Here is a 24,517-nt window from a genome sequence, read left to right on the forward strand (position 1 = left end):
GCTCGTCGTCCTACTTGAGGCTGCCCGCCGTGATGCCGCTCACCACCTGGCGGTTGAACACCACGTAGACCGCGATCATCGGCAGCGTGATGATCGACAGGGCCGAGAACAGCAGCCCGTAGTCGGTCACGTAGCGGCTGGAGAAGGCCAGCAGGCCGGTCGGGATCGTCTTGAGCGAGTCGTCCTGGATGTAGAGCAGGGCCAGCAGGAACTCGTTCCAGCACGACAGCGCCGAGAACACCGCCACCGTCGCCAGCCCCGGCCGCAACAACGGCAGCGCGATCAGCAGGTAGACCCGCAGGTCGGAGGCGCCGTCGATGTGCGCGGCCTCGAACAGCTCGCGCGGCAGCGCGTCCAGGTAGACCTTGATCAGGTACGTGGCCAGAGGCAACCCCATGGCCACGTACGGGATGATCAACGCCCAACGGGTGTCGCTCAGCGCCAGCTCGGTGAACATCGTGCTCTGGGCGATGAAGTACGACTGCAAGGGCAGCAGCAGCCCGAGCGCCAGCAGGCCCATGAGCAGCCCGCGCCCGCGGAACTCGTACCGGCTGAACGCGAACGCCGCCGCCGACGACAGCGCCAGGATCAGCAGCACCGACACCGAGGTCACGATCACGCTGTTGAGCGCGTACCCGCCGATGCCGCCGACCTCCCACGCCTCGGCCCAGCGGCCGAAGTCCAGCGTCGCGGGCAGGGCGAACGGGTCGGCGAAGATCTGCGCGTTGGACTTGAAGCTGGAGGCGACCATCCACAACAACGGCAGGAAGAACGCCGCCGAGACCACGGCCAGCAGCACGGTCGTGAGCCTTCTCATCGGGCCGTCCTCCTGCGCAGGCGCATGAAGGCCAGCCCGATGAGCACGACGGCCGCGGTCATCAGCACCGCCATGGCCGAGCCGTAGCCGACCTCGCCGTCGCGGAAGACGACCCGGGTCAGGTAGGTGGTGGGGATCTCCGTCGCGTTGTACGGCCCGCCGCCCGTCATGACGTAGAACAGGTCGAACGTCTGGAAACCGCCCGTGACGCAGAGCAGCAGGCAGACCTCGACCGCGTCCCTGATCATCGGCACCTTGATCCGGCGGAAGATGGCCAGTTCGCCGGCGCCGTCGAGACGGGCGGCCTCGACCACGTCCGACGGGATCTGGGCGAAGGCCGCGTAGAAGATCGCCATGTAGAACCCGGCGTACACCCAGCCGGAGACCGCGCAGACGGCCAGCAGCGCGGTGCTCTCGTCGCCCAGCCAGACCTTGCCCGGCAGGCCGACGACCTCAAGCAGGGCGTTGACCAGCCCGAAGTCGGCGTTGTAGACGAACGCCCAGAGCACGGCCACGACCACCATCGGCAACATGACCGGGGTGAACAGCGCCACCCGGAACCAGGGCGCCCCGCCGCGCCGGGTGACGAGCAGCCCGGCGAGGACGAGACCCACGGCGACTTCCACGACAATCGTGACAAGAATATAGATGCCGACATGAACGAACGAGTCCAGAAATATCGTGTCCTGGGCTGCTCTGAGGAAATTGTCGAAGCCGACGAACTCCATCGGCCCGAAACCGGTCCACTCGGTCAGGCTGAACGCCCCGGTCGCCAGCGCGGGCGCGAGCACCGCGAAGCCGAACACCAGCAGCGCCGGGGCGGCGAACGCGTACGGTATGAGCTTGCGTTTCATCCCGCGGCGGCCAGCGCTTCCTTGGGAGACTTCGCCCCGCCGAGCACCGCGGCCAGCGCGCGGTAGAGCGCGTCGGCGCGCTTGAGGTCGTAGCCGGTGTCGGGCGGGGAGACCACCGTCCTGGCATCCGCCAGCAGCTCGTTGAGCCGGGTGGTACGCGCGTCGACCTGCTCGGCGCCCTCCGCCTTGGCCTGCGGCACCGTGCCCGCCTTGACGAACGCGGCGGCGTTGGCCGGAGAGTTCAGCAATGCCAGGAACTCGGCCGACTCCTTGACCTTCCTGCTCTTGGCGTTGATCACGTAGCCGGTGACGACGCCGATCACGCTGTCCTGGTCACCGGCGCCGCCGGTCATCGCCGGCAGGTTGACGTAGTCGAAGTTCAGCTTGGGCGCCTCGTCCAGGGCCCAGCTGACCAGCCACGACCCGATCGGATGCATGGCGGCCTTGCCCTGGAAGAACAGCTGCGCGCCCTCGTTGTCGTTGGCGGCGTTGGCGCTGCTGTTGACGCACTTGTGGTCGCGGAGCTGGGCCACGTAGCCGAGCGCGCGTTCCCAGTCGGGGTTGGCCATGGGGGTCTTGCCCGACAACACGTCCTGGTAGGACTGCTCGCCGACGACCCGGGAGACCAGGTGGGACAGCCAGTTGCCGGCGGCCCACAGGTCCTTGTTGCCCGAGGCGATCGGGGTGAGGCCCTTGGCGTTGAGCGTGTCGCAGGCCGTGAGCAGTTCCTCGAACGTCTTGGGCGGCTGCACCCCGGCGTCGGCCAGGATCTTGGTGTTGTACCAGAGGACGTTGGTCACGTCGGCCGCGAACGGCACCATGACCGTCTTGCCGTCGACCGTGGTGCGCTTGTACGCCTCGTCCGGGATGACGCCCTTGAGCGGCCCTCCGGTGACCTGGGCGGAGATGTCGGCCGCGAAGCCGTCCTTGACCCGGGTGCGCAGCCGGTCGCCCGCCCACTCGAAGTAGATGTCGGGCGCCTGCCGGCCGTTGAGCAGGTTCTGCAGGCCGATGGTCTGATAGAGGTCGTCCTCCTGGAAGTTGAGCTCGACCTTGGCGCCCGGATGCGTCTTCTCGTACTGGGTCGCGACGTCCTTCCAGACCTTGATCTGCTCCTCGCCGGGGGAGCTCATCGCGATCCGTAACACCTTGTCGGTGGCCGAGCTCTGTCCGCCGCCACCGCAGGCCGACACCAGCAACACCAGGGCGAGCGCCCCGGCCGTCCTGTTCACCATGACAACTCCTCAAGACAGTCGCCGAACACCCGTTTGCGGGCGGGGCGACGGGGGTGCGGTCGTACGTCCTGTCGAGCGGCGGCCAGCAACGCCAGCGCGCCCCGCTCGAACTCCTCCAGCCAGGGCCGGGCCTCCTCCACCAGCGCGCGCCGCCGCACCGGCCCGCGCAGCAGATGCCCGGCCGCGTCCAGCAGCTCCTGCGCGTGTACGGCGAGCAGCCGCCCCGCCGCCGCGGCGTCACCGGACTCGCGCTCGAACGCCCACTGCTCCAGCACCCCCGTGAGCCTGGGCGCGTCGTGCGGCTCCAGGCAGGAGCCGCGCACGTTGTCGGCGAAGACCCGGTAGGCGGCCAGGTCCTCGCCGTCGCCGACGACGTCGGCCAGGGCCCGCTCCCAGCTCTCCTCCGGGTCGTAGCCCTCCGGGTCGCGCAGGTAGTCGGCGACCGTGGCGAAGGCGATCTTCGATGACTCGTAGAGCTCCATGCCGTTGGCCACCACCCCGGTCGCGAACCGGTACAGGTGCCTGTCCCTGCCCCGGTACGGGCCGATGTGCAGCTCGTGGCCCATCGCGACGTCGTTGACCGGGTAGTTGTCCCAGTAGATCGGGGACCTGTTCAGCGCCCGGGCGACGGCGGCGGCGTCGGCCAGGTCGATGGTGGGGGAGCAGATGCTCCGGCCGGTCCAGAACAGCTCGACCCGGGCGTCGATCAGGCCCATGGCCCGTACGTAGGGGTCGTCGGCGTCGCCGCAGTAGACGGTGGGGCAGACGATCAGCCGTCCGGTACGCGCGAAGACGGCGTCGACGAGCGCGAGCTGAGCCTCGGCGAGGTCGTCGAAGGCGCCGACGTCCTGGGGGTGCCGCAGCCGCATGGGGATGTCGTCGAGCAGCAGCCCCGCCCCGGCGGCCCCGGCCTCCATGGCCCGCTCGAACGCCTCGCACAGCGTCCGGACGTCACGGGCGTCGGAGTAGCGCAGCGACAGGCCGGGCGAGAGGCAGTAGACGACGTCGACCCCCGCCTGCCTGCCCCGCTCGGCCAGCTCGCCGAGCCCCCGCGTACCGGTCTCCCGCCACGACGGCCGGTCGGCCTTGGGGGCGTAGACGTAGGTGTTCATGCCCCGGGCGCCGAGGAAGCCGAGCAGGTCGAGCCGCTGCTCGTGACTCCATGGCCGTCCGTAGAACCCTTCGATGACCCCACGGACCGCAAAGCCTGCTGACTTCATGAAGACAGTAAAGAGTCTTTATTCCATCTAGGCAAGAGTCTTTACTAGACTCATGGGAATCAGGACATACCGACCGGGCGACGAAACAGCTCTGTACGAAGTCTGCCTTCGTACCGGCCTCGACGGCCAGGACGCCTCAGCCGTCTACCCGACACGCCACCTGCTGGCGGACATCTTCGTGGGCCCCTACCTGGCGTTGCAGCCGTCCCTGGCCTGGGTGCTCGACGACGACAGCGACGACGACAGCGGCGACGGCGGCGGCGACAGCGGCGACAGGGGGCGTCCCGCGGGCGGTCCCGGCGGTTACGTCCTCGGGGCCCTGGACACGCGGGACTTCGAGGCCGACTGCGAACGCCTGTGGTGGCCGCCGCTCCGCGAGAGATACCGGCACGTCACCGAGCCCGAACGCTGGCTGGCCGAACACCTCGCCGCCCCTCGGCCGGCCCCCGCCGAGATCGTCGCGAACCACCCCTCGCACCTGCACATCGACCTGCTGCCCCGATGGCAGGGCGCGGGCTGGGGGAGCAGGCTCGTCGCCAGGCTCCTCCAGGCCCTCGACGAACGCGGCTCCCGGGGCGTCCACCTGGGCGTCTCCGCGCGCAACACCCGGGCCGTCGCGTTCTACACGAAGCTCGGCTTCACCGAGCTCAAGCGTGAGGACACGGTTCTGTTCATGGGCATGACGGCCGCCGAGTGGCGAACCCGGCTCTGAGCCGCCGTTCCACCGCCTCGGAGGTCGCTCCGAGGCGGTCCAGCCCGTGCAGCGCCGACCCCACGATCGGCGGCGCGTCCAGCACCCGTACGTCCACCCCCGGCAGGCCCTTGCCGATCCGGGCCAGCAGCCGGGCGTCCCCGCCGGTCAGCACCCCGCCCCCGAGCACGACGGGCACGCTCACCTCACCCCAGTCCAGCCGCCCGAGCGCCGCGCCGGCCCAGGCGGCGACCTCGTCGCCCAGCCGCTCCACCAGAGAGACGGCGACGGCGTCCCCCCGTCCCGCGACCTCGAACAACACCGGCACCAGCTCGTGCAGCCGTTCCTCGGGCAGGTGCCCGAGGTGGAAGCCGACGCACACCGAGGTGACGTCCGCCAGGCCGTACCAGCCGGCCACGGCCTCGCGCAGCAGGGTGCGCGGTCCGCGTCCGTCCTCGTCGCGCACGGCCCACCACAACACCTCCTCGCCCAGCCATTCGCCGCCGCCCCAGTCGCCCGAACGTCGCCCCAGCGCGGGCCAGCGCGCGACCCGCCCGTCGGGGCCGCGCGCGACGCAGTTCATCCCGCCGCCGCACACGACCGCCACGCCGTACGGCACGCCCGCCCCCGCCCGCAGGATCGCGAAGGTGTCGTTGTCCACGGTGACCGCGGGCGCCCACCCCCGCGCTTCGACGGCCGTCTGCAGGATCTCCTGCTCGATCGGCAGGTCGCAGTGCGCCAGGAACGCCGACACCCGCTGGGCCACGTACCCGGCGCCGTCAGAGGGGGCGCCGCCGTCCTGCGCGAGCCGTACGGCCGCCGCCACGAGGTCGGCGAGCAGGCCGATCGCGGCGGGAAGCTTCGGCCCGTGCGGCTGGAAGCCGCCGCCGCGCACCCAGGCGAGCAGTTCGCCGGACGAGCCGACCAGGGCGACGTCGGTCTTGCTGTTGCCCGCGTCGACCGCCAGGACCGCAGGCCGGGTCACGAGGCCCAGACCTGGTGGGCCGCGAGCAGGCGGTCGGCGAGCCCCTGCGCCAGGTCGTACTGCCCGACCAGCGGATGCGCCAGCAGCGCCGCCTCCACGTGCGCCCGATCAGGGCGTAACGCCGCCCGTACCGCCAGCTCCTCGTACGCGCTGACGTGCGCGATCAGCCCGGCCTGCAAGGGCTCCACCTCGGGTACGGCCAGCGGCACGGCCCCGGCGGCGGTGATCTGCGACGGCGCCTCGATCACCGCGGACGCGGGCAGGAAGGGCAGGGTCCCGTCGTTGCGGACGTTGACCACCTGGACGTCCCCCCGATCGTCGAGCAGCGAGGCGAGCAGATCGACCGCGGCCGTCGAGTAGTGGGCCCCGCCCCGCTGCTCCAGGAGGTCCGGTTTGTCGTTCAGCGCCGGGTACATCGCCAGCAGCTGCCGTTCCAGCTCCAGCACCTCCTGCGCCCGCGTCGGACGTCCGAGCTGCTCGGCCACCACCTGGTCGTGCGCGTAGTAGAAGCGCAGGTAGTAGGAGGGCACGACGCCCAGAGCGGTGATCAGCTCGGCGGGCAGCTCGCACTCGCCGGCCAGCGCGGCGGCGTGGCGCTCGATCAGTCCGGGCAGCACGTCGACCCCGTCCACCCACGCGGAACGCTCCCACGACAAGTGGTTGAGCCCGACATGTCCCAGCGTGAGCTGCGACGGCGCGCAGCCGTACAGGCGGGCGAACAGGCGCTGGAACCCGATGGCCACGTTGCACAGCCCGACGGCGCGGTGACCGGCGTCGAGCAGGGCGCGGGTCACGAGGCCGACCGGGTTCGTGAAGTCGATCAACCAGGCGTCGGGGGCGAGGACGCGGACCCGTTCGGCGATGCGGAGCACTTCAGGAATGGTCCGCATCGCCTTGGCCAGGCCGCCCGCGCCCGTGGTCTCCTGGCCGACGCAGCCGCACTCCAGCGGCCAGGTCTCGTCGCCGTGCCGGGCCCGTTGCCCGCCGACCCGCAACTGCAGCAGCACGGCGTCCGCGCCTTCGACGGCGTCGTCGAGGTGCGTGGTGAGCCTGACGCGCGTCTTCCTGTCGTGCAGCATCCGGGTGGCCAGGCCGCCGACGACGTCGAGGCGTTCCCGGTCGGGGTCCATGAGGACGAGTTCTTCGAGCTCCAGCTCGGCGAGCCCCCCGACGAGCTCGGGCGTGTACGTGGAGCCGCCCCCGACGACGGTGATCTTCATCGTCCCTCCGATCCGGAACCCGTGATGGTGGCCTTCGCCGCCCCGGAGACCTTGGCCGCCGCCGAGATACGACGGGTGGCGACCGACGCCCTCAGCAGGCGGGTGCCGTGCGCCAGGCCGCCGGTCAGCACGGGGGCGTTGCCGAGCGCCGAGACCTCGACGCGGGGCGGGTGCCGCAGCATGCCCGCCAGCGCGGCGTCGATCTCGGGCAGGATGCCCGCGCAGGCCAGCCCGATGCCGCCGCCGAGCACGACCAGCTCGACGTCGACGACCCGGGAGATGGTGGCGATCCGCGACGCGATCCGCCGGGCCTCCTCGGCGACGATGGCCGAGGCCAGGCCGTCACCCTGGGAGGCGGCGGCGAAGATGGCCTCCGGCGTGGCGTCCAGCCGCAGCGTGGTGTCCCCGTCGCGCAGACCCGCCGCGATCCAGGTACGGGCCCAGCTCATCAGCGCGTCGCCGGAGGGGCTGTCGGGCAGCTCGTCCTCCCCGGGTGGGGGATCGTCGACCTCGCCCGCGGCCCCCCGATGCCCTCGATGCGCACGATCGCCCAGGATCAGCCCGGCCCCGACCCCGGCGCCGATGGACAGGAACGCGAAGTCGGCGACGCCCCGGCCGGCCCCCAGCGCGTGTTCGCCGATGACCGCCAGGTTGGCGTCGGTCTCGACCTCGGCGGGCACTCCCAGCGCGGCCTCCAGCTCGGTCCGGATCGCCATGCCCTCCAGCGCGGGCCGGTTGCTCTGCCGGATGACCCCTTCCTCGGGATCCACGACACCCGGCACCCCGGCCGCGACCAGCTCGATCCCCCCGCCCGCCGGGCCACCGGGCGGGACGCCGCCCGGGGGCCCGCCGGGGGACAGGGCGTCGCGGACGGCCACGGCGGCGCGCAGGATCGTCGCCGGGTCGGAGTCGTCGATGCGTTCGTCGTGCCTGGCCAGCATCGTGCCGCGCAGGTCGCTCAGCGCGCCGCGGACGAAGCGGGTGCCGATGTCCAGGGCCAGGACATGGGCCAACGTGTGCACCGGTTCGAAGTAGACCGCGCCGTAGTGCATCTCGCCGGGCGGCTCGGCCTGGCGGACCAGGCCGGCGGACACCAGGAGGTCGAGGGCGTTGGCCACGGTCGGCTTGGTCATGCCGGTGCGGCGGCTCACCTCGGCCCGCGAGATCGGCGGGTCGGCCCGGATGGACTCCAGGACCACGGAGGCGTTGATCTCGCGCAGGGTGGTGAGCGTCGCATGCTGGGACATGACGCGAATTCTAGTAAAGACTCTTGCCCGAATGCAATAAAGACTCTTTACTGTATCTCGCAGCCCCCTGATCCGGAGGAACACCCATGGCACGACTCCAGAACCTCCTGCTCGCCGCGACCGTCGCGCTCACCGTGGGACCGGCCGCCACGGCCGTACCCGCGGAGGCCGCGACGGTCGTCGACCCCTTCGTCCTCCAGGTCGGCGCCACGCTGCCCGCCCTGCAGGGCAAGATCACCGCACTCGCCGCGGGCCCCGGCGGCGTGGTCGCCGCCGCCCACGACAAGGGCGTCGCCCTGTACGCCTCGGGCGCCTGGACGTCCCTGTCGGCCACGCCCGCCCACAAGGTCGTCTGGCGCGGCGACGACCTCGTCGCCCTCACCGCCGACGGCCTGCTGACCATCAGGGACGCGGCCAAGGGCCAGGGCGGGGCCGACGCCACCAAGGGAGGCGCCGACCGGCTCCCGCCCGGTACCGACCCGGCCACGGCCCTGCTGGTCGGCGGCGACGACCTGATCCTCGTCCAGGGCGACCGCCTCTACCGCAAGGGACCGGGCGGCTCGTGGCGTCCCGACCGGCTGCCCGGCCAGGCCACCGCCGTGGCCCGCGCCAGGTCCGGCGCCGTCGCCGTCGCCACCGCCACGGCCGTCTTCGAGACGACCGGCCGAACGTGGACCCAGATCTCACCCGCCGTCGGCACCACCCACCTGGCCTACGACTCCAAGGGCCGCCTCTGGCTCGCAGGCGCCACCGGCCTCGGGCTCAGGGACGGCGCCACCCTCAAGCAGTACGGCCCCGCCGAAGGCCTGCCCATGCTCGGCTTCACCGCGATCGCCCCCGGCGCCGACGGCGACGTCTGGCTCGGCACGGCCAAGGGCGCCGTGCACTTCGACGGCACCACCTGGGAGTACCGCCAGGGCCGCCGCTGGCTGCCGGACGACACGGTCACCGCCGTCACCGTGGACGGGAACGCCAACGCCTACTTCGGCACCGCCACGGCCGCCGGCGTCATCGAGGCCCGCCGTACCACGCTGGCGGAGAAGGCGGCCGTCTACGAGCAGGCCATCCAGGCCAGGCACAAGCGCACCCCGTACGGATTCGTCGAGGGCATCGGGCTGGCCAGGCCGGGCGACCTCACCCAGTACGGCCAGGGCGCGAGTGACAACGACGGCCTGTGGACCGGCATGTACGGCGCCGCCGAGGTGTTCAAGTACGCCGCCACCAAGGACGCCACGGCGAAGGCCAACGCGCGGAAGGCGTTCGAGGCCCTGAAGTTCCTCGGCGACGTCACCCAGAGCGGCACCAACCCGGCGCCCAAGGGGTTCATCGCCCGGACGATCCTGGAGACCACGGCCACCGACCCGAACATCAAGGACAACGAGCAGCACGACCGCGACAAGCAGAAGGGCGACGCGTACTGGAAGATCCTGGTCCCGCGCTGGCCCAAGAGCGCCGACGGCAAGTGGTTCTGGAAGACCGACGCCAGCTCCGACGAGCTGGTGGGCCACTACTTCCTCTACGCGCTCTACTACGACCTGGTCGCGACCGGCACGGAGAAGGACGAGGTCGCGGGCGTCGTCACCAGGCTCACCGACCACCTGATCGACCACGACTTCTCCTTGACCGACCATGACGGCAAGCCCACCCGCTGGGGCTTCTTCAACCCGAAGGAGCTCAACGGCAACCCGTGGCGGAGGGAGGAACGCGGCCTCAACAGCCAGACGATCATCACATTCCTCACGATCGCCGAGCATGTCGCGAAAAATCCGGAAAAGTACGCGCAGGCCAAGGCCAAGCTCATCGAGGAGGACGGCTACGACCTGAACACCCAGCAGCCCAAGGTCACCCCGGGCGTCGGCGGCGGCAACCAGTCCGACGACGAGATGGCCTTCATGAACTACTACCACCTGCTCCGCTACGAGCAGGACGCCGGCCTGAAGGCCACCTGGGCCCGTTCCCTCTACGACTACTGGCAGCAGGAGCAGTACGAGCTCAACCCGTTCTTCAACTTCATCGCCGGCGTCACCCTGAAGGACCAGGTCTGGACCGACGCCTACGGCCCGTTCCCGCTGGAGATGAACGGGCCCTGGCTGCGGCAGTCGATCGACACGCTGAAGCGGTTCCCGCTCAACATGATCGACTGGAAGCAGAGCAACAGCCAGCGCCTCGACATCGTCAACCTCGGCCAGCACATCCGCCCGGACGCCGACCCGAAGAAGCTCGGCATGCTCCGTGGCGGCACCGTGCTCCCGGTCGACGAGCGGGTGGTCAGCCACTGGAACCACGACCCGTACAAGCTGGACCAGGGCGGCGACGGTTACGGCGAGAACGACGGCACCTCGTACCTGCTCCCGTACTGGATGGGCCGGTACCACGAGTTCATCGCCGAGAAGTAGCCGTCGCGCGGACGGCTGACCGGGAAGAGCCGGTCCGGCTCTTCCCGGTCAGCCGACGAAGGGGGAGGAGAAGGCGAACTGCTCCCGCCGGCCCGGCACGCTGATCTCGGTGGAGCCGATGGCGCGGTCGAACTGGAAGGGGTTGTTGTCGGGCACGACCTGGGTGGCGCAGAACGCCGTCTGCCCGTTCTGGAGGTCGATGGCGGTGCACCGGGCGTTCCCGGGCAGCGGGTCGAGCGCGGCGGTCAGGGTCTCGACCCGCACCGCGAAGCCCGTCCCGTTGAAGACCTCCGTCTGGGCCTGCTTCCAGGAGGCGCCGGTCCCCCAGATGCAGGCCCGGGCCGAAAGGCCGGGGAAGACCAGGCTGGAGACCCGGCTCCCGCACGTCGGGTCGGCCGCGGCCCGGACGACGCTCGCGCCGGCCGCGGCGGGCGCCAGCACCGCCGCCCCCGCCACCGCCGCCGCGATCAGGGCCCGGGACAGGGCCTTCGCCGATCTGTCGTTCATGCTGCTCGTCCTTCCGTGGAACGGCCCGCCCGCCTCGCGGGACGTCGCCGTATGTGAGCGATCACTTACGTCGCGTCCATGCTGTTGGCGGGCGCGGTGGACGGGCAACGTTCGGTCCACTCAGTGGACCGCCCCACCTGTCGCGGGCGCCAGGTCAGGGAGTGGCGGCTTCGGCGTGCTCCTGGGCGGGGCTCTGCGCCGACGACCTGGCCCTGGTACGCGCCAGCTCGGGCAGGAGGGACACCGTCCCCAGTACGGCCAGCCCGACGCCCAGCCAGAGCGGAGCCCGTAGCCCGAACCGGTCGATGACCAGCCCGCCGACCGAGGAGCCGATGATCACCCCGAGGGTGATGAAGGAGGCGTGGACGGTGTTGACCAGCGGCCCCGGGTTGCCCGCGCGCTGGACCCGTACGGCCATCGCCGGGTTCATGGTCACTCCGACCAGCCCGACGCCCAGCATGGCGAGCACCGCCGGGACGCTGAGATGGGCGAACAGCGCGAACCCGGCCAGGAAGACCGTGTTGAGGACCAGCCCGGACAGCAGGACGCCGATGGTGTGCCGGTCGGCCAGGCGCCCGACGACGAAGTTCCCGACCACGGTGGCCGCGCCGTACGCGACGAGCAGGAGGGGGACGGCCTTCGACGTGAACCCGGTGACCTGGGTGAGGATCGGGCTGAGATAGCTGAAGGCGGCGAAGGTCGCGCCGATGATGAGCGTGCTGGTCGCCAGCGCCAGCCAGAGCCGGCCGTTCCTGAAGACCGCGAGCTCCTGCCTGAAGTCGCCGTCGCCGCCGTCGGTGCGCCCGAGCCTGGGGACGCCCGCCATCGTGGCGAGCGCGGCGACGACGGTCAGGGCGCCGACGGCCCAGAAGGCGGCGCGCCAGCCGAACTGCCCGCCGATCAGCGTGGACAGCGGCAGGCCGAGCAGGGTGCCGAGCATCAGCCCGTTCAGGACGACGGCGAGGGCGCGGCCGCGTATCTCCGGGCGGCTCAGCTGGACCGCCACCGAGATGGCGACGCCGAAGAACGCCTGGGAGGCGACGCCGGTGACGAGCCGCGCGACCATCATGATCGAGTAGGAGGGGGCGACGGCGGCGAGCACGTTGCCTGCCAGGAAGACGGCGAACAGCAGCATGAGCGCGGGTTTCGGGCGGATCCGTACCAGTGCGACGGTCATCAGTGGGCCGCCCGCCGCCATGGCCACCGCGAAGGCGGTGATCAGATAGCCGACCTGGGAGATGGTCACGCCGAGTCCGCCTGCCAACTCGGGCATCAGGCCCCCGACGGCGAACTCGCTGGTCACCATGGCGAAGATGCCGATGGCCAGCACGTAGACGGCTCTGGGCAAGGGGACTCCTTTTTGCATCAATCGGTGTAGAACTCGGGCATGAAAAAAGCAGAGGTCAGGCCAGGGCGTCCATGGCCGTGGCCGCGACGGCCTCGATGGTGGCGTCGTCGGCGCCGCCCTGGGCGGCCACCCGGATCCCGGCGATCACGGCGTTGACGAACCTGGCGAGCTCGGCGGGATCGCGGGTGGAGCCGATGTCGCCGGCGCGCTGGCCGTTCCTGATGGCCGTGGTCAGGCCGGCGATCCGGCGTTCGGTGTCGCGGGCCAGCATCAGGGCGATCTCCGGGTCGCGGCCGGCGAGCTCCATCGTGGTGTTGACGGTCAGGCAGCCGAGACCGTGGCCGTCGCGCCGGTTCTCCGCCTCCGTCCGGAGGATCCTGGCGAACAGCGCGCGGATCCGCTCGGTCGCCGGCAGCTCGTCATCGTCGAGGATCCGCTGCTGGTCGGCGGTGGTGGCGTCCATGTAGCGGGTCAGCGCGCGTTTGAACAGCTCGCGCTTGTTGGTGAAGGCGTTGTACACGCTGCTGCGGTCCAGGCCGAGTGCCTCGCACAGGTCCCTGGTCGAGGTGGACTCGTAGCCGTTGGCCCAGAACGTGCGCATCGCAGTGTCCAGGACCCGGTCTTCGTCGAACGATCTCGGCCTTGCCATACGAGCACGCTACCGGTTTTGCATCGATTGGTGCAATATGCGACGGCCGGGTGGGCACCGGCCTGTCGTAGGAGGACGGGCGGCCAGTTGGCGGAGAAGCGGCCTCGTTCCCCAGAAGGAGGCAGGCCAAGTGAGGGTTGCTCATAGTTGACGGCATGACGCGAAGATCCTTACGCCGGCCCCTGCCCCGTGCCCTCACCGCGGGGGCCCTCGCCATCGCCCTGGTCGCGAGCTCCGGCTCCACCCCCGCGAGCGCCGCCCCCATCACCGACATCCCGCTGCTCGACGATTACGACGCCGAATCGCTGGCGAACCTCCCGGCCGTCGGCGGCCTGCAGTACCTGGCTCAGCGGTACGCGCCGACCGACACCTGCCCGCCGGTCGCCACCGGGCCGGGCGGACCGCTGTTCTGGGGGGACGACAAGCCCGTCCAGTTCCGCCAGGGGGTCCCCCGGCCGGGGCAGCGGATCGTGAAGATCGTCATCAATGGCGACTCGTACATGTCGGGAGAGGGGGCGGGAAACTACTACAACAAGCGCGGCTTCCTTCCCGAACCCATGCGCTTCCTTCCAGGGCCCAACGGCGGCCGCATCCCGGCGGAGGGTCACAGCGAGGCCGACTACGACGAGGACTTCCGTCACCGTTCGGCCAACGCCGCGGTTCTGCAGGCCATCGATCTGCTGCGTCGCGCCAATCCCGAGGTCTTCTTCGACGTCCGTTTCAATGCCTCCTCCGGCGCGGCCACCGAGCACTTCTTCGTGGGCCAGAACGACGAGGGCCGCGTCAACCTGCCGCAGAACGAGGGGCTGGACGCCGCCACCGACCTGGTGATCTCCGGCTTCGGCGGCAACGACGCCCGCTTCGGGCCCATGCTGAGGGCCGTGCTCGACAAGAGCACGAGCACCCTGAACAGCATCGAGGCGGAGATCGCGCCGCTGCTCGACGTCACCCGCACCTCCGAGCAGGAATGGGCGGACTCGGAACCACCGCGTCCGCCGTTCGTCCGTCCGCTGACGCAACCGTCGACCATCTCGGCGCGGCTGGTGCAATTGGTGCGGGCGATGAACGGCGCCACCAGCGGCAAGGCCAGGATCATGATGGTCAACTATCCCCAGCCCTTCGCGGACGGTCTCCAACCTGGAGGCCTGATGGGATGGGTGGTGCGTCCTGCGGACTGGGCGCATCTCCGCGCTCTCGGCCCTCGGCTGACCGCTGCCATCAAGAAGGCGCAACAGGTCCTGGCCGACCATGGGATGGCCACCGACATGCTGGACATCGCGAACGCCTTCGCCGGCCACGAGCTGGGAACCAGAACCCCCTACGTTCGTGGCGTCGCCTGGAGCCCCGCGGTGCAAGGAAACTCCTTCAACCGCACGCAGCAGTCAGGACACCCCAACCAGGAGGGGCAGAAGGCGCTGGCGGGCCACTACGCCCTGATGATCGCAGGCGAGCTCGGGCTGCGCCTCAAGGCGTCCGACGGGGCGCCTCCACCGGCCAGGGCGGCGGAGCCGTGCGACCCCGACCACAGCGACCGCCACTACCTGCCCGCCAAGGCCACCCAGAGCGGCGGCGGGTCGACCGGCGGCACGGGCGGCGGCGGGGGAGGCGGCACCAGCACCCCCAACGTGGGCCCGCGTTCGACCATGACCTACGTCAACATCGACCCGCCGCTGTCCCAGCCCACGAACCCCGGCCCCCGTCCCACCCCCGCCGACCCGCAACCCTCCCCCGGGACCCCGGAACCGGCGACCCCGCGATGGACCATCTATCCGGTCGACACCGTCCAGCCGACCAACCCGACCATCTCCTTCGACCTGACCCAGCCGCTGCCCTACCTGTGGCCCGTGGGCGGTGGGTCGAGCCCGTACCGCGACGTCTTCGAGGTGAAGATCAACACCGCCCAGCTCATGCGGTGAGGATCGACACCGGTCCGGGGACGGCCACGCTGTGCTACCGGCCCGGTGATGACCACAGTGCGTGTCCGAAATCCCAATAAATACGGGCTTGTGGTGGATTATGGCACTCGGCAAGATTGCTGGGACGTGGACGGTGATCCCGTCCGATCGCAGGCGAGACAAAGGACGCCGGATGACCCAGGCCGACGCGGTGGCATCTCTTGTGGAGCGCAGGTTAGGCCGCGCTCTCGATCCCGACCTCAACTTCTTCGAAGCGGGGTTCGACTCGCTCGCCCTGGTCGAGCTGCACGAGGAGATCACCGGCACGCTGGGCCTGAAGCTGCCGGTCACCGCCATGTTCACCCACCCGAACCTGCGTGCGCTCGCGAACCTGATCACCCAGGGCGAGGCGCCCGCCAGGCAGGACGGCGGCGCCCGTCGCCGTCCGCTCGGCGGCAGCCGCCGCGACGTGCGCGCCAGGATCCGTGAGGACGGTCGGTGACCTCGCACGATCAGCCCGTCGCCGTGATCGCGATGGGACGTTTCCCGCTGGAGGTGGGCGCGGCCGAGGAGGCCGGGCACGATCCCGGGGCGCAGGCCGTCCGGCTGTACGGCGGGGTGGGCAAGGCCTGCTCGGCGCTGCTGGCCGGGGAGTGCGAGCTGGCCGTGACCGACGCCGGCGAGCTGCCGCCGGGCACGCTGCGCGGCACCCTGGTCCTGCGGCTGCTCGACCGGGCGTTGCTCGACGGCGACCTGGTCCACCGGGTGATCTGGCCTGACGACCTTGAGGTGGAGGACGGTTATCCGCAGGTGCACGCCCCGGGCGACGGCCGCCCCCGGGTCGTGGTGTGGTCCGGCCGTACCCGCGAGGAGGCCGAGTCCGTACGGCGGAGCCTGGCCGGCTTCTTCGCCGGGCTGCCGGAGGACCGCTACGCCGACGCGGCCGGCACCCTGCAGCAGGGACGTGTCCACCACCCCGTGAGAGGTGCGGTGGTCTGCTGCGGCGCCGCCGAGGCCGCCCTCGCACTGGGCCGCGAGCACACCTACGAGCAGGGGCCGGTGCACCTGTCCGGCTCCGCCGAGGCGTCCGGCCTGTACGGCGTGGAACGCGTGTTCACCGAGGCCGTGGACGTGTGCGAGGAGGCCCTCGAAGCGCGCGGCGTCGAGGCGCCACCCGGCTTCACCGCCGCGTACGGGCTGGCCGCCACGCTCGCCGCCTGGGGCGTCCGGGCGCAGGCCCCGGATCCGGCGCTCCTCGCGGGCGACCGTCCGCTGGAGGACGTGCTCGGCACGCGGGAGACGGCCGGGACCGAGATCCCGGTGGGCGGCGACCTCGCCGGGCTGCTGGCCGCCGTGGCCAGGTTCTGGACGGGCGGCGGACGGGTGGACTGGGCCGCGCTCGACCCTGATCATCCGCTGCAGCGTGTGCCCGTCCCGCGTCCGCAGCCGGAGTTGCCCGCCCCGGTGGAGGAGCCGCGTCCGCTGTCGGCGGTGCCGTACTCGTTCTGGGTGCTGGAGCAGCTCGCGCCGGACAGCGGCGTCTCGAACCTGGCGGTGGCGCTCAGGTTCGTGACACCGCTGCGCAGGCTGCCGCTGCAGATCGCGGTGAACCGGCTGATCAAGCGGCATCCGGCGCTGCGCCTGCGGTTCCCCGTGGTGGACGGGACGCCCGTCAGGCACCTGGTGGCGCCCCAGGACGCCCAGCTCAAGGTCGAGACGCGGGCCACGACGGAGGAGACACTGGTCGCGGACCTGCGGTCCTTCCTGGACGAGCCCTTCGACCTGGGCCGCGACCTGCTCATCAGGGTGGGACACTTCACGCTGCCCGACGGCGCCGGGACCGTGGTGTGCCTGGCCGGCCACCACATCATCATCGACGGCACCTCCATGCAGCTCCTGGTGGAGGAACTGGGCCGCTTCTACGACAGCCAGACCGGGCACGGCACGCTGCCCCCCGAGCTGGCGGGGCCCGCGCCGATGCTGGAGCCGTCGGAGCCGTCGGAGGAGTCGATCGGCTACTGGCTGGACCGGCTCGACGGCGTGGACCCCGACGCCATGGTGCTGCCGGGGAGCAGGCACTCGCCGGTCCGTCCGACGTTCGCCGGTCACACCTGCTCGTGGCAGGTGGACGACGAGACGGTGGCGGCCCTGGACGACCTGCGGGCCAGGCTGCGCACCACCGGCAACATCGTGCTGGCCACCGCCTTCCTGCTGACGTTGCGCGGGCACGGCGCCGGTCCTGACCTGGTGATCGGCATGCCGGTCAGCACCAAGACGGGCGAGGAGCACCGGCGCGTCGGCTACGCCGTGAGCACGCTGCCGCTGCGTGTCCACGTCGAGCTGGACGACGACTTCGAGCAGGTCGCCAGGCGCGTGGAGGAGGCGTTCGCGGACGGTGTCGAGCACGCCGGCGCCTCGGTGGAGGCGGTGCTGACCCGCCGTGGGCACGGCACGGACGACTGGCGGGTCCCGCTGTTCCGGCACATGTTCAACTACCGGCCCTGGAGCGACGAGAAGGTGCACGTCCAGGGCGAGGTGCCCGGGTACGTCGACAACCTGATCGACCGCAGCCGCCTGGACATGCAGTGCAACGTCATCCAGGAGCCGGGCCGGCTGACCGTCCGCATGGTGCACAGCACCGAGGTGCACGACGAGGACGAGATCGCGGCGTTCACGGCCAGGATGTGCGCGGTGGTGCGGCGGGCGGCGCGCGGCCGGGTGCCGGACGTGCTCTCGCCGGCCGACCGGGCGCTGCTCGGCCGGGTCAACGACACACGCCGCGACTGGCCGGGCACGCTGGCCGGGCGCATCGTGCCGGGCCCGGCCGTGGCGGTGCGCGAGGGCGGCCGCGAGGTCGGCTACGACGAGCTGCTGGGGCGCGCGGCCGCGGTCCGCGACCTGCTGCGCGAGCGAGGGGTACGGCCCGGCGACGTCGTCGCCCTGGCCCTGGGCCGCTCGGCGGACCTGGTCGCGGCGGTGCTGGGCGTGTGGCAGGCCGGAGCGGCGTTCCTGCCGCTGGACGTGCGGCAACCGGAGTCGCGCCTGGCCTACCAGGTGGCCGACTCGGGTGCGCGGCTGGTCGTCGGGGCGGGCACGCCGCGGTGGGCGGGCGACACGCCGGTCACGCCGATGCCCGGCACGCTGGGGGAACCCGTACCGGTCGAGTACGGAAATATCGCCTATGTCATCTACACCTCCGGTTCCACCGGGCGGCCCAAGGGTGTGCAGGTCACGCACGGGAACCTGACGAACCTGGTGCTCGACTTCGCCGACCGGCTGGGCGCGCCCACCAGCGTCCTGTGGTCCACCACCACCTCCTTCGACATCTCCTGGCTGGAACTGCTGTTGCCGCTGGCCTCCGGAGGCACCGTGGTCGTGGCCTCGGACGAGGACCAACTGCAGCCGGACCGGTTCCTGGAGCTGATCGCCGACACCGGCGTCCAGGTCGTACAGGCGACGCCGACCGCGTGGCGGCTGGTCGCGCCGGAAGCCCGGCGGGAGCTGGCCGGGCGCACGGTGTTGTGCGGCGGCGAGCCGATGCCCGCCGCCCTGGCCAGGGACCTGCTGGAGCTGGGCTGCCGGGTGTTCAACGTCTACGGCCCGACGGAGACCACCATCTGGTCCACCGCCGCCGAGCTGCGCGAGCCGCCGCTCGATCCGGTCCCCGCGGGGGAGCCGCTGGCCAACACCCAGATCTTCGTCACCGATCCCGCGGGCCGTGAGCTGCCGCCGGGCGTGCCGGGCGAGTTGTGCGTCGCCGGCGCGGGAGTGAGCGCGGGCTACCTCGACCGGCCCGAGCTGACGGCCGAGCGCTTCGGGCAGCACGACCGGTACGGCAGGTTCTACCGGACCGGCGACCGCGCGCGCGTCCGCCACGACGGCACGCTGGAGCTCCTCGGCCGCGACGACCGGCAGATCAAGCTGCGCGGCCACCGCATCGAGCTCGGCGAGGTCGAGGCGGCACTGCACGAGCACGACGCGGTGCGGACGGCCGCGGTGATCCTCGACGGCGACCCGCAGACCGACGGACGGCTCGTCGCCTTCGTCGAGGTCACCGGCCAGGCCGCCGAGGAGGAGTTGTGGCGCTTCGCCAGGACGCGGCTGCCCGACTACGCCGTCCCCACCCGCTACCTCGTCACCGACAGGCTCCCGACCACCGCCAACGGGAAGATCGCCTATCGCGAGCTGGTGGTGCCCGCCGACGACGGCGCCCCGGCGCGGGAGGCCGGCGACGGGCTGGTCCAGCAGGTGGTGGCGCTGTGGCGGGACGCGCTCAAGCGACCCGGCCTGGGCCCGCACGACAACTTCTTCCTCAACGGCGGCCACTCCGTACTGGCCGTGCGGCTGATCGGGCCGCTGGAGGAGCTGGCGGGGCGTGCCGTCTCGGTACGGGCCGTGTTCGACCATCCGACGCCGGCCGAACTGGCCCAGCATCTGGGGGAGGCCCGATGACGCCGTGGTTCGTCCAGGTCAAGGAGGGGGAACGGGCGCTGGTCGCCTTCCCGCACGCGGGTGGGGGGCCGGCCTCGCTGGGCGAGCTCGCCGGACACCTCCCGCCCGAGGTGGGCCTGTGGTCGGTCAACCTGCCGGGGCGGCAGGCCAGGCTCGCCGAAGAGCCGCGGACCGACCTCGACGGGCTGGTCGAGGACCTGGCGCGCGAGCTCGCCGGGTGGCGCGAGCCGTACACGTTGTTCGGCTACTGCAGCGGGGCGTTGCTGGCCTACCTCGTCGGCCGTCGCGTGGTCGAGCTGGGCGGGCGGCCGGAACGGCTGATCGTCGGCTCGTTCGCCGCGCCGGACGTGACCCTGCTGCTGCGCCGCCTGCCGTCGCTGCCGTCGTGGTTGTTCTGGGAGCAGCTGATCGAGCTGGGCGGCGTCCCGCCGGAGCTGGCCGACCGGGAGGCGCTCTGGCCGGTGCTGGAGCCGGCGCTGCGCGCCGACTTCGGGCTGCTGGCCGGCTACCACCACCGCCCCGGGCCGCCGCTGCCGGTGCCCGTCTCCGTCCTGTACGGCGCCCGCGACGCCTCGCTGACCAGAGGCGGCCTGCTGGGCTGGCGGCGGCAGAGCGAGCACGGGCCCTCGCTGCGGGAACTCGACTCCACCCACTGGCTGGCCGAGGACACTCCAGACGTCCTGGCCGCCGCGATCTCTGAGGAGATGGGATGCGCCTCGGTTACAGCATGAGCTACTGGGGTGGCGCGGGCCTCGGCCCGGCCGACCACCTGGCGCTGGTACGGGAGGCGGAGGCCCTCGGCTATTCGTCCGTGTGGGCGGCCGAGACGTACGGGACCGACCCGGCCGGCCTGCTGGCCTGGATCGCGGGCCAGACCGAGCGCATCGCGCTGGGCACCGGCGTGCTCCAGATGACGGGACGCAAACCCGTGGTCGCCGCGATGACGGCGGCCACCCTCGACCAGCTCTCCGGCGGCCGCGCCCGGCTGGGCGTCGGCCTGTCCGGCCCGCAGGTGGTCGAGGGCTGGCACGGCGAACGCTTCGAACGGCCGCTGGCCCGCGCCCGCGACTACCTCCAGGTGGTGCGCAAGGCATTGCGGAGCGAGCCCGTACGGCACGACGGCGCCACGATGTCGCTGCCCCTGCCCGGCAGCGAGGGCAAGGAACTGACGCTGGCCGTCTCGCCGGTGCAGGAACGGCTGCCGGTCTACCTGGCCGCGATGGGCCCCAAGATGGTCGCGCTGGCCGGCGAGCTCGCCGACGGCTGGCTGGCCATCCACTTCCCGCCCGACCACCTGGCCGAGATGGCCAAACACCTGAACGGCGCCGACCTCGACATCGCGCCCATGGTGCTCACCCTCGTCGAGGAGGACCAGGAGCTGGCCTACGACATGATGCGGCCCATGCTCGCCCTCTACCTCGGCGGCATGGGCTCACGCCGGACGAACTTCTACAATCGCCTGGCCGCCACGCTCGGCTTCGAGCAGGAGGCCGCCCGCATGCGGGAAGCCTTCCTGGACGGGCGGCAGGGCGAGGCCATGGCGATGTTGCCCGACGAGCTCGTGGACGCGATGACCATGTGCGGCCCCGCGGGCAAGGTGCGCGAGCGGATGGCGGCCTACCAGGAGGCGGGCGCGACCACGCTGATCGTCGGCCTGGTCACGCCCACCCGGCGGCTGCGCAGCCGTCAGCTGCGGCTCATTGCGAGTCTGGCGCCGGCATCCCGATGAGCTTGGCCAGCGGCGACCAGGCCATCGCCGCGATCGGCACCAGCGCGCCGACGGCGATGACCACCCACAACGTCGTACGGGTCCCCAGGGCGCCGGCCAGCAGGCCCGCGCCCAGGGCGCCCAGCGGGGCGGGGATCAGGCCCAGCGAGTAGATCGAGGCCACCACGCGGCCCTGGAGGTGCGGCGGGGTGATCGTCTGCACCAGCGTGGTGTTGGTGACGAAGAAGATCTGCGAGCTGACGCCGCTGACCAGCTGCGCGACGACCAGCATGGCCACCGACGCCCAGACCGGCCCGATGGCCAGCGGGATGAGGAAGAGCGCCAGGTTGCCGTACACCATCGACCACACCAGCACCTTGCCGATCGCGTAGCGGCGCATCACCTTGACGGCGACCAGCGCCCCGATGATCGCGCCCACGCCGCCGCCGGCCAGGATGCTGCCGAACCACGCCGCGGGCACGCCCAGGTCGCGGATCACGTACAGGGCGTAGATCGAGTTCATCGAGCCCAGGATGAACAGCGAGTACACGGCCGAGGAGATGGCCAGCGGCCGGATCAGCTCGTGCCGCATCACCCAGCCCATGCCCTGCCAGATCGCCTTGTGCACCTGGCCGGGAGTGGTGTCGTCCGGCTCGGGGCGGGCTTCCGGCCGCTTGATCAGCGACACCGCCACCGCGGAGGCCAGGTACGACACCGCGTCGATGACCAGCAGCGCGGGCGCGGCGACCACCTTCAGCAGCGCCGCGGCCAGGCCGGGCCCGAACGTCTGGGCGGCCGACTCGGTCAGCTGCAGCTTGGAGTTGCCCTCCAGGAAGTTCTCCCGCGGCACCAGGAACGGGAAGTAGCTGCGGTAGGCCGTCTGGAAGAGCGTGCTGAGCAGCCCGAGGGCGAAGATGACGCCGTAGATCCAGGCCAGCGTGAGCATGTCGGCGAACCACGCGACGGGGATCAGCATCAGCAGCACGAAACGCGCCACGTCCGTCCAGATCAGGATGGGCCGCTTGCGCACCCGGTCGGCCAGCACGCCGAACAGGAGGAAGAACACCATCGGGAGCCGCAGCAGGAAGCCGACGACGCCCATCTCCGCCTCGGAGGCGTTCAGGACGGTGACCGCGATCACGGGGAACGCGAAGAGGCTGATCGCCGAGCCGAACTGCGACAGGCTCTGGCCCGCCCACAACCGCAGGAAGTCGGGGTACTTCCAGAGGCTCGTCTGCTCACTGGTCGGGGATGCCATGATCCATCCACCTTCTGATCTCGGTGGCCGCTCCGGCGACCAGGGGTTCGTACAGGATCGGGACGCGTTCCTCGGGGATCGCGTAGTGGGCGAGCCGGCCCTTGGCGACTGAGGGCCAGCCGCCGTCCTCGGGGGTGGGCGCGAAGAGCGCGACGTCGCCGTCGTAGGGCTCGTGCCGGTAGCCGCCGACCGCGTGCGCGTTGGCCCGGAACACGGCCAGGTAGCGGCGTGCCTGCTCGACCTCGGTGGTGTCGGGGGCCAGCCGGTCGGCGGCCGAGGCGGCGCCCATGACCGCCAGCAGCCGTTCCTCCGGCGGCTGGGCGGCGAGTTCGGCCGGATCCAGTCCGAGGGTCTCCTCAGGCCCGCCGGCCAGCGCGTGGAACAGCAGGACCGTGTCGTCCTCCAGCGACGCGCCGGCCACGGGCTCCTCGGCGTTGGCGTAGAGGAGCACGACGAGCGGCACCTGCTCGCCGCGCTCGCGCAGCCGCCTGGCCACCTCCAGGGCGATGTTCCCGCCGATGCAGAACCCGCCCAGCACGTACGGCCCCGACGGCCGCACCTCCAGCAGGTCGGCCACGTACGCGTCGGCCATCTCGTCGAGCGTGGCGTGCGGCTCCTCGCCGGGCACGAGCCCGCGCGCGGCGATGGCGTACACCGGCTGGTCGGGGCCGAGGCGGCTGGCCAGCGGGTGGTAGCGGAAGACCTGGCCGCCGAGCGCGTGGACGAAGAAGATCGGCGTACGGTCGCCGTCCGGGTTGAGCGGCACGACGTGGCTCGGCGGCGCGAGGTCCTCGGGCTGCCGCAGCACCCTGGCCAGCGCGCTGATCGTCGGCGCGGTCAGCACGGTGCCGACGGGCAGGTTCCGTCCCAGCTCCTGGCGGATGCGGGCGGCCAGCCGCAGGGCGCTCAGCGAGTGGCCGCCGAGCTCGAAGAAGTCGTCCAGGATCCCGGCCGCGGGCACCTTCAGCACCTCTTCGTAGAGCGTGGCCAGGCGCGCCTCCACCTCGTCGCGCGGCGGCACGTACGGCCGTCCGCCCGCCGCCTCGGGCAGAGGCAGCGCGGCCCGGTCGAGCTTGCCGCTGCGGGTGAGGGGGAGGGCGTCCAGGCGTACCCACCGGCGCGGGATCAGGTGGTCGGGCAGGAGGTCGTGGAGGTCGGGCACCTCGCCCACGACGTAGCCGACCAGGCTGTGCTCGTACGCCGTGACGGCCGCGTCGCGGACCCCCGGCTGCGCGCGCAGGACGGCCTCGATCTCGCCGGGTTCGACGCGCATGCCGCGGATCTTGACCTGCTGGTCGGTGCGGCCGAGGTATTCGAGTTCGCCGGTGGGGAGCCAGCGGGCGAGGTCGCCCGTCCTGTACAGGCGTCGGCCGCCGGGCGCGGGGACGAAGCGGTCGGCGGTGAGTGCCGGTTTGCCGAGGTAGCCGCGGGCGAGTTGTACGCCGCCGATGTGGAGCTCTCCGGGGGTGCCGATGGGGACTTCCTGGAGTTGCCCGTCGAGGACGTGCAGGGTGGTGTTGTCCACCGGCTTTCCGATGGGGACGTTCGGCTCGCCCGGTTCGCAGGGGTGCCAGGAGACGTCTACGGCGGCTTCTGTGGGGCCGTAGAGGTTGTGGAGTCCTGGGAGGTCGATGCCGGGTGGGAGGGCTTCGCCGGAGCAGATGATTCGTTGCGGTGGCTGGATGTCCTCTTCTTCGAGGAAGGCTTGGAGCATCGAGGGGACGAAGTGGGTGGTGGTGATGTTCTCGGTTTTGATGAGGTCGCGTAGGTAGGCGGTGTCGCGGTGTCCGCCGGGCCGGGCGATGACCATGGTGGCGCCGGTGATGAGCGGCCAGAAGAGTTCCCAGACGGAGACGTCGAAGGTGGTGGGTGTCTTGTGCAGGACGCGGTCTTCCGGGGTGAGGTGGAAGGTGTCCTGCATCCAGCGCAGGCGGTTGACGATGGCTCGGTGGGAGACGCCCACGCCCTTGGGGCGTCCGGTGGAGCCGGAGGTGAAGATGACGTAGGCCAGGTTGTCCTCGTGCACCCGTACGAC

At 71.5% G+C, this 24,517-nt stretch carries 19 protein-coding genes; 7 read left to right on the forward strand and 12 right to left on the reverse strand.

What is annotated here, in order from left to right; translation table 11 throughout:
• Positions 1-10 precede the first annotated feature (10 nt).
• Genes IEZ27_RS14870 through IEZ27_RS14885 form a run of 4 tightly spaced genes read right to left on the reverse strand, consistent with a single transcriptional unit; the run spans position 11 to position 4,126 of the window.
• Positions 11-817, reverse strand: a complete 807-nt coding sequence (locus IEZ27_RS14870; RefSeq protein ID WP_125634437.1) for a carbohydrate ABC transporter permease — start codon at positions 815-817, stop codon at positions 11-13.
• Positions 814-1,671 (reverse strand): carbohydrate ABC transporter permease, encoded by an 858-nt coding sequence (locus tag IEZ27_RS14875; RefSeq protein WP_189647716.1) that lies wholly within the window; start codon positions 1,669-1,671, stop codon positions 814-816. The genes IEZ27_RS14870 and IEZ27_RS14875 overlap by 4 nt, the downstream gene beginning before the upstream one ends.
• Positions 1,668-2,906, reverse strand: a complete 1,239-nt coding sequence (locus IEZ27_RS14880) for an ABC transporter substrate-binding protein (RefSeq protein WP_189647717.1) — start codon at positions 2,904-2,906, stop codon at positions 1,668-1,670. The genes IEZ27_RS14875 and IEZ27_RS14880 overlap by 4 nt, the downstream gene beginning before the upstream one ends.
• On the reverse strand, positions 2,900-4,126 hold the full coding sequence (locus IEZ27_RS14885) for a beta-N-acetylglucosaminidase domain-containing protein (RefSeq protein ID WP_189647718.1): 1,227 nt from the start codon (positions 4,124-4,126) through the stop codon (positions 2,900-2,902). Before IEZ27_RS14885 ends, IEZ27_RS14880 begins: the two co-directional genes overlap by 7 nt.
• Before the next feature lie 52 nt (positions 4,127-4,178).
• On the opposite strand from IEZ27_RS14885, the gene IEZ27_RS14890 reads away from it, so the two are divergent.
• Positions 4,179-4,838 (forward strand): GNAT family N-acetyltransferase, encoded by a 660-nt coding sequence (locus IEZ27_RS14890; RefSeq protein WP_189647719.1) that lies wholly within the window; start codon positions 4,179-4,181, stop codon positions 4,836-4,838.
• Here the strand turns inward: IEZ27_RS14890 and IEZ27_RS14895 are convergent.
• Genes IEZ27_RS14895 through IEZ27_RS14905 form a run of 3 tightly spaced genes read right to left on the reverse strand, consistent with a single transcriptional unit; the run spans position 4,798 to position 8,269 of the window.
• Positions 4,798-5,802, reverse strand: coding sequence for an N-acetylglucosamine kinase (locus IEZ27_RS14895; protein ID WP_189647720.1), 1,005 nt, complete (start codon positions 5,800-5,802; stop codon positions 4,798-4,800). The genes IEZ27_RS14890 and IEZ27_RS14895 overlap by 41 nt on opposite strands.
• The gene (locus IEZ27_RS14900) at positions 5,799-7,022 is read right to left on the reverse strand and encodes a family 4 glycosyl hydrolase (RefSeq protein ID WP_189647721.1); all 1,224 of its coding nucleotides are present in this window, start codon (positions 7,020-7,022) and stop codon (positions 5,799-5,801) included. Before IEZ27_RS14900 ends, IEZ27_RS14895 begins: the two co-directional genes overlap by 4 nt.
• Entirely contained in the window at positions 7,019-8,269 is a 1,251-nt protein-coding gene (locus IEZ27_RS14905) for an ROK family transcriptional regulator (RefSeq protein ID WP_189647722.1), read from the reverse strand. Before IEZ27_RS14905 ends, IEZ27_RS14900 begins: the two co-directional genes overlap by 4 nt.
• 86 nt (positions 8,270-8,355) lie before the next feature.
• Here IEZ27_RS14905 and IEZ27_RS14910 point away from each other — a divergent pair, with 86 nt between their 5' ends.
• Positions 8,356-10,665, forward strand: coding sequence for a hypothetical protein (locus tag IEZ27_RS14910; protein WP_189647723.1), 2,310 nt, complete (start codon positions 8,356-8,358; stop codon positions 10,663-10,665).
• A 48-nt stretch (positions 10,666-10,713) separates the two neighbouring features.
• Here IEZ27_RS14910 and IEZ27_RS14915 read toward each other — a convergent pair whose 3' ends face one another.
• From IEZ27_RS14915 to IEZ27_RS14925, 3 genes are all read right to left on the reverse strand, one after another.
• Positions 10,714-11,172, reverse strand: a complete 459-nt coding sequence (locus IEZ27_RS14915) for a hypothetical protein (protein ID WP_189647724.1) — start codon at positions 11,170-11,172, stop codon at positions 10,714-10,716.
• A 154-nt stretch (positions 11,173-11,326) separates the two neighbouring features.
• Positions 11,327-12,520 carry an MFS transporter gene (locus IEZ27_RS14920; RefSeq protein WP_189647725.1) on the reverse strand — a complete coding sequence of 398 codons (1,194 nt, stop codon included), beginning with the start codon at positions 12,518-12,520 and terminating at the stop codon, positions 11,327-11,329.
• Between the two features lie 55 nt (positions 12,521-12,575).
• Positions 12,576-13,169, reverse strand: a complete 594-nt coding sequence (locus IEZ27_RS14925) for a TetR/AcrR family transcriptional regulator (protein ID WP_189647726.1) — start codon at positions 13,167-13,169, stop codon at positions 12,576-12,578.
• Between the two features lie 155 nt (positions 13,170-13,324).
• Here IEZ27_RS14925 and IEZ27_RS14930 point away from each other — a divergent pair, with 155 nt between their 5' ends.
• The 5 genes from IEZ27_RS14930 (at position 13,325) to IEZ27_RS14950 (ending at position 21,245) form a co-directional block, all read left to right on the forward strand.
• Positions 13,325-15,085 carry an SGNH/GDSL hydrolase family protein gene (locus tag IEZ27_RS14930; RefSeq protein ID WP_189647727.1) on the forward strand — a complete coding sequence of 587 codons (1,761 nt, stop codon included), beginning with the start codon at positions 13,325-13,327 and terminating at the stop codon, positions 15,083-15,085.
• Positions 15,086-15,257: 172 nt separating this feature from the next.
• On the forward strand, positions 15,258-15,566 hold the full coding sequence (locus IEZ27_RS14935; protein ID WP_189647728.1) for an acyl carrier protein: 309 nt from the start codon (positions 15,258-15,260) through the stop codon (positions 15,564-15,566).
• The gene (locus tag IEZ27_RS14940; protein ID WP_189647729.1) at positions 15,563-19,516 is read left to right on the forward strand and encodes a non-ribosomal peptide synthetase; all 3,954 of its coding nucleotides are present in this window, start codon (positions 15,563-15,565) and stop codon (positions 19,514-19,516) included. Before IEZ27_RS14935 ends, IEZ27_RS14940 begins: the two co-directional genes overlap by 4 nt.
• Entirely contained in the window at positions 19,513-20,247 is a 735-nt protein-coding gene (locus IEZ27_RS14945; RefSeq protein WP_189647730.1) for a thioesterase II family protein, read from the forward strand. The genes IEZ27_RS14940 and IEZ27_RS14945 overlap by 4 nt, the downstream gene beginning before the upstream one ends.
• A complete protein-coding gene (locus IEZ27_RS14950; protein WP_189647731.1) occupies positions 20,226-21,245 on the forward strand; it encodes an LLM class F420-dependent oxidoreductase in 1,020 nt (339 codons plus the stop codon). Before IEZ27_RS14945 ends, IEZ27_RS14950 begins: the two co-directional genes overlap by 22 nt.
• On the opposite strand, the gene IEZ27_RS14955 is transcribed toward IEZ27_RS14950, so the two are convergent.
• Entirely contained in the window at positions 21,214-22,482 is a 1,269-nt protein-coding gene (locus IEZ27_RS14955; protein ID WP_189647732.1) for an MFS transporter, read from the reverse strand. The genes IEZ27_RS14950 and IEZ27_RS14955 overlap by 32 nt on opposite strands.
• The coding region (locus tag IEZ27_RS14960; protein ID WP_189647733.1) for an amino acid adenylation domain-containing protein at positions 22,463-24,517 on the reverse strand (2,055 nt) is incomplete at its 5' end. The genes IEZ27_RS14955 and IEZ27_RS14960, both read right to left, overlap by 20 nt.

It is taken from the genome of Nonomuraea spiralis, assembly GCF_014648435.1.
Classification (GTDB): domain Bacteria; phylum Actinomycetota; class Actinomycetes; order Streptosporangiales; family Streptosporangiaceae; genus Nonomuraea; species Nonomuraea spiralis.

What these genes read in the sequence shown, in the direction of transcription:
- IEZ27_RS14915 (WP_189647724.1), bottom strand. Translation starts at nt 11,172, where the DNA reads ATGAACGACAGATCGGCGAAGGCCCTGTCCCGGGCCCTGATCGCGGCG.
- IEZ27_RS14955 (WP_189647732.1), bottom strand. Translation starts at nt 22,482, where the DNA reads ATGGCATCCCCGACCAGTGAGCAGACGAGCCTCTGGAAGTACCCCGAC.
- IEZ27_RS14875 (WP_189647716.1), bottom strand. Translation starts at nt 1,671, where the DNA reads ATGAAACGCAAGCTCATACCGTACGCGTTCGCCGCCCCGGCGCTGCTG.
- IEZ27_RS14930 (WP_189647727.1), top strand. Translation starts at nt 13,325, where the DNA reads ATGACGCGAAGATCCTTACGCCGGCCCCTGCCCCGTGCCCTCACCGCG.
- IEZ27_RS14890 (WP_189647719.1), top strand. Translation starts at nt 4,179, where the DNA reads ATGGGAATCAGGACATACCGACCGGGCGACGAAACAGCTCTGTACGAA.
- IEZ27_RS14910 (WP_189647723.1), top strand. Translation starts at nt 8,356, where the DNA reads ATGGCACGACTCCAGAACCTCCTGCTCGCCGCGACCGTCGCGCTCACC.
- IEZ27_RS14900 (WP_189647721.1), bottom strand. Translation starts at nt 7,022, where the DNA reads ATGAAGATCACCGTCGTCGGGGGCGGCTCCACGTACACGCCCGAGCTC.
- IEZ27_RS14950 (WP_189647731.1), top strand. Translation starts at nt 20,226, where the DNA reads ATGCGCCTCGGTTACAGCATGAGCTACTGGGGTGGCGCGGGCCTCGGC.
- IEZ27_RS14905 (WP_189647722.1), bottom strand. Translation starts at nt 8,269, where the DNA reads ATGTCCCAGCATGCGACGCTCACCACCCTGCGCGAGATCAACGCCTCC.
- IEZ27_RS14880 (WP_189647717.1), bottom strand. Translation starts at nt 2,906, where the DNA reads ATGGTGAACAGGACGGCCGGGGCGCTCGCCCTGGTGTTGCTGGTGTCG.
- IEZ27_RS14945 (WP_189647730.1), top strand. Translation starts at nt 19,513, where the DNA reads ATGACGCCGTGGTTCGTCCAGGTCAAGGAGGGGGAACGGGCGCTGGTC.
- IEZ27_RS14885 (WP_189647718.1), bottom strand. Translation starts at nt 4,126, where the DNA reads ATGAAGTCAGCAGGCTTTGCGGTCCGTGGGGTCATCGAAGGGTTCTAC.
- IEZ27_RS14935 (WP_189647728.1), top strand. Translation starts at nt 15,258, where the DNA reads ATGACCCAGGCCGACGCGGTGGCATCTCTTGTGGAGCGCAGGTTAGGC.
- IEZ27_RS14925 (WP_189647726.1), bottom strand. Translation starts at nt 13,169, where the DNA reads ATGGCAAGGCCGAGATCGTTCGACGAAGACCGGGTCCTGGACACTGCG.
- IEZ27_RS14870 (WP_125634437.1), bottom strand. Translation starts at nt 817, where the DNA reads ATGAGAAGGCTCACGACCGTGCTGCTGGCCGTGGTCTCGGCGGCGTTC.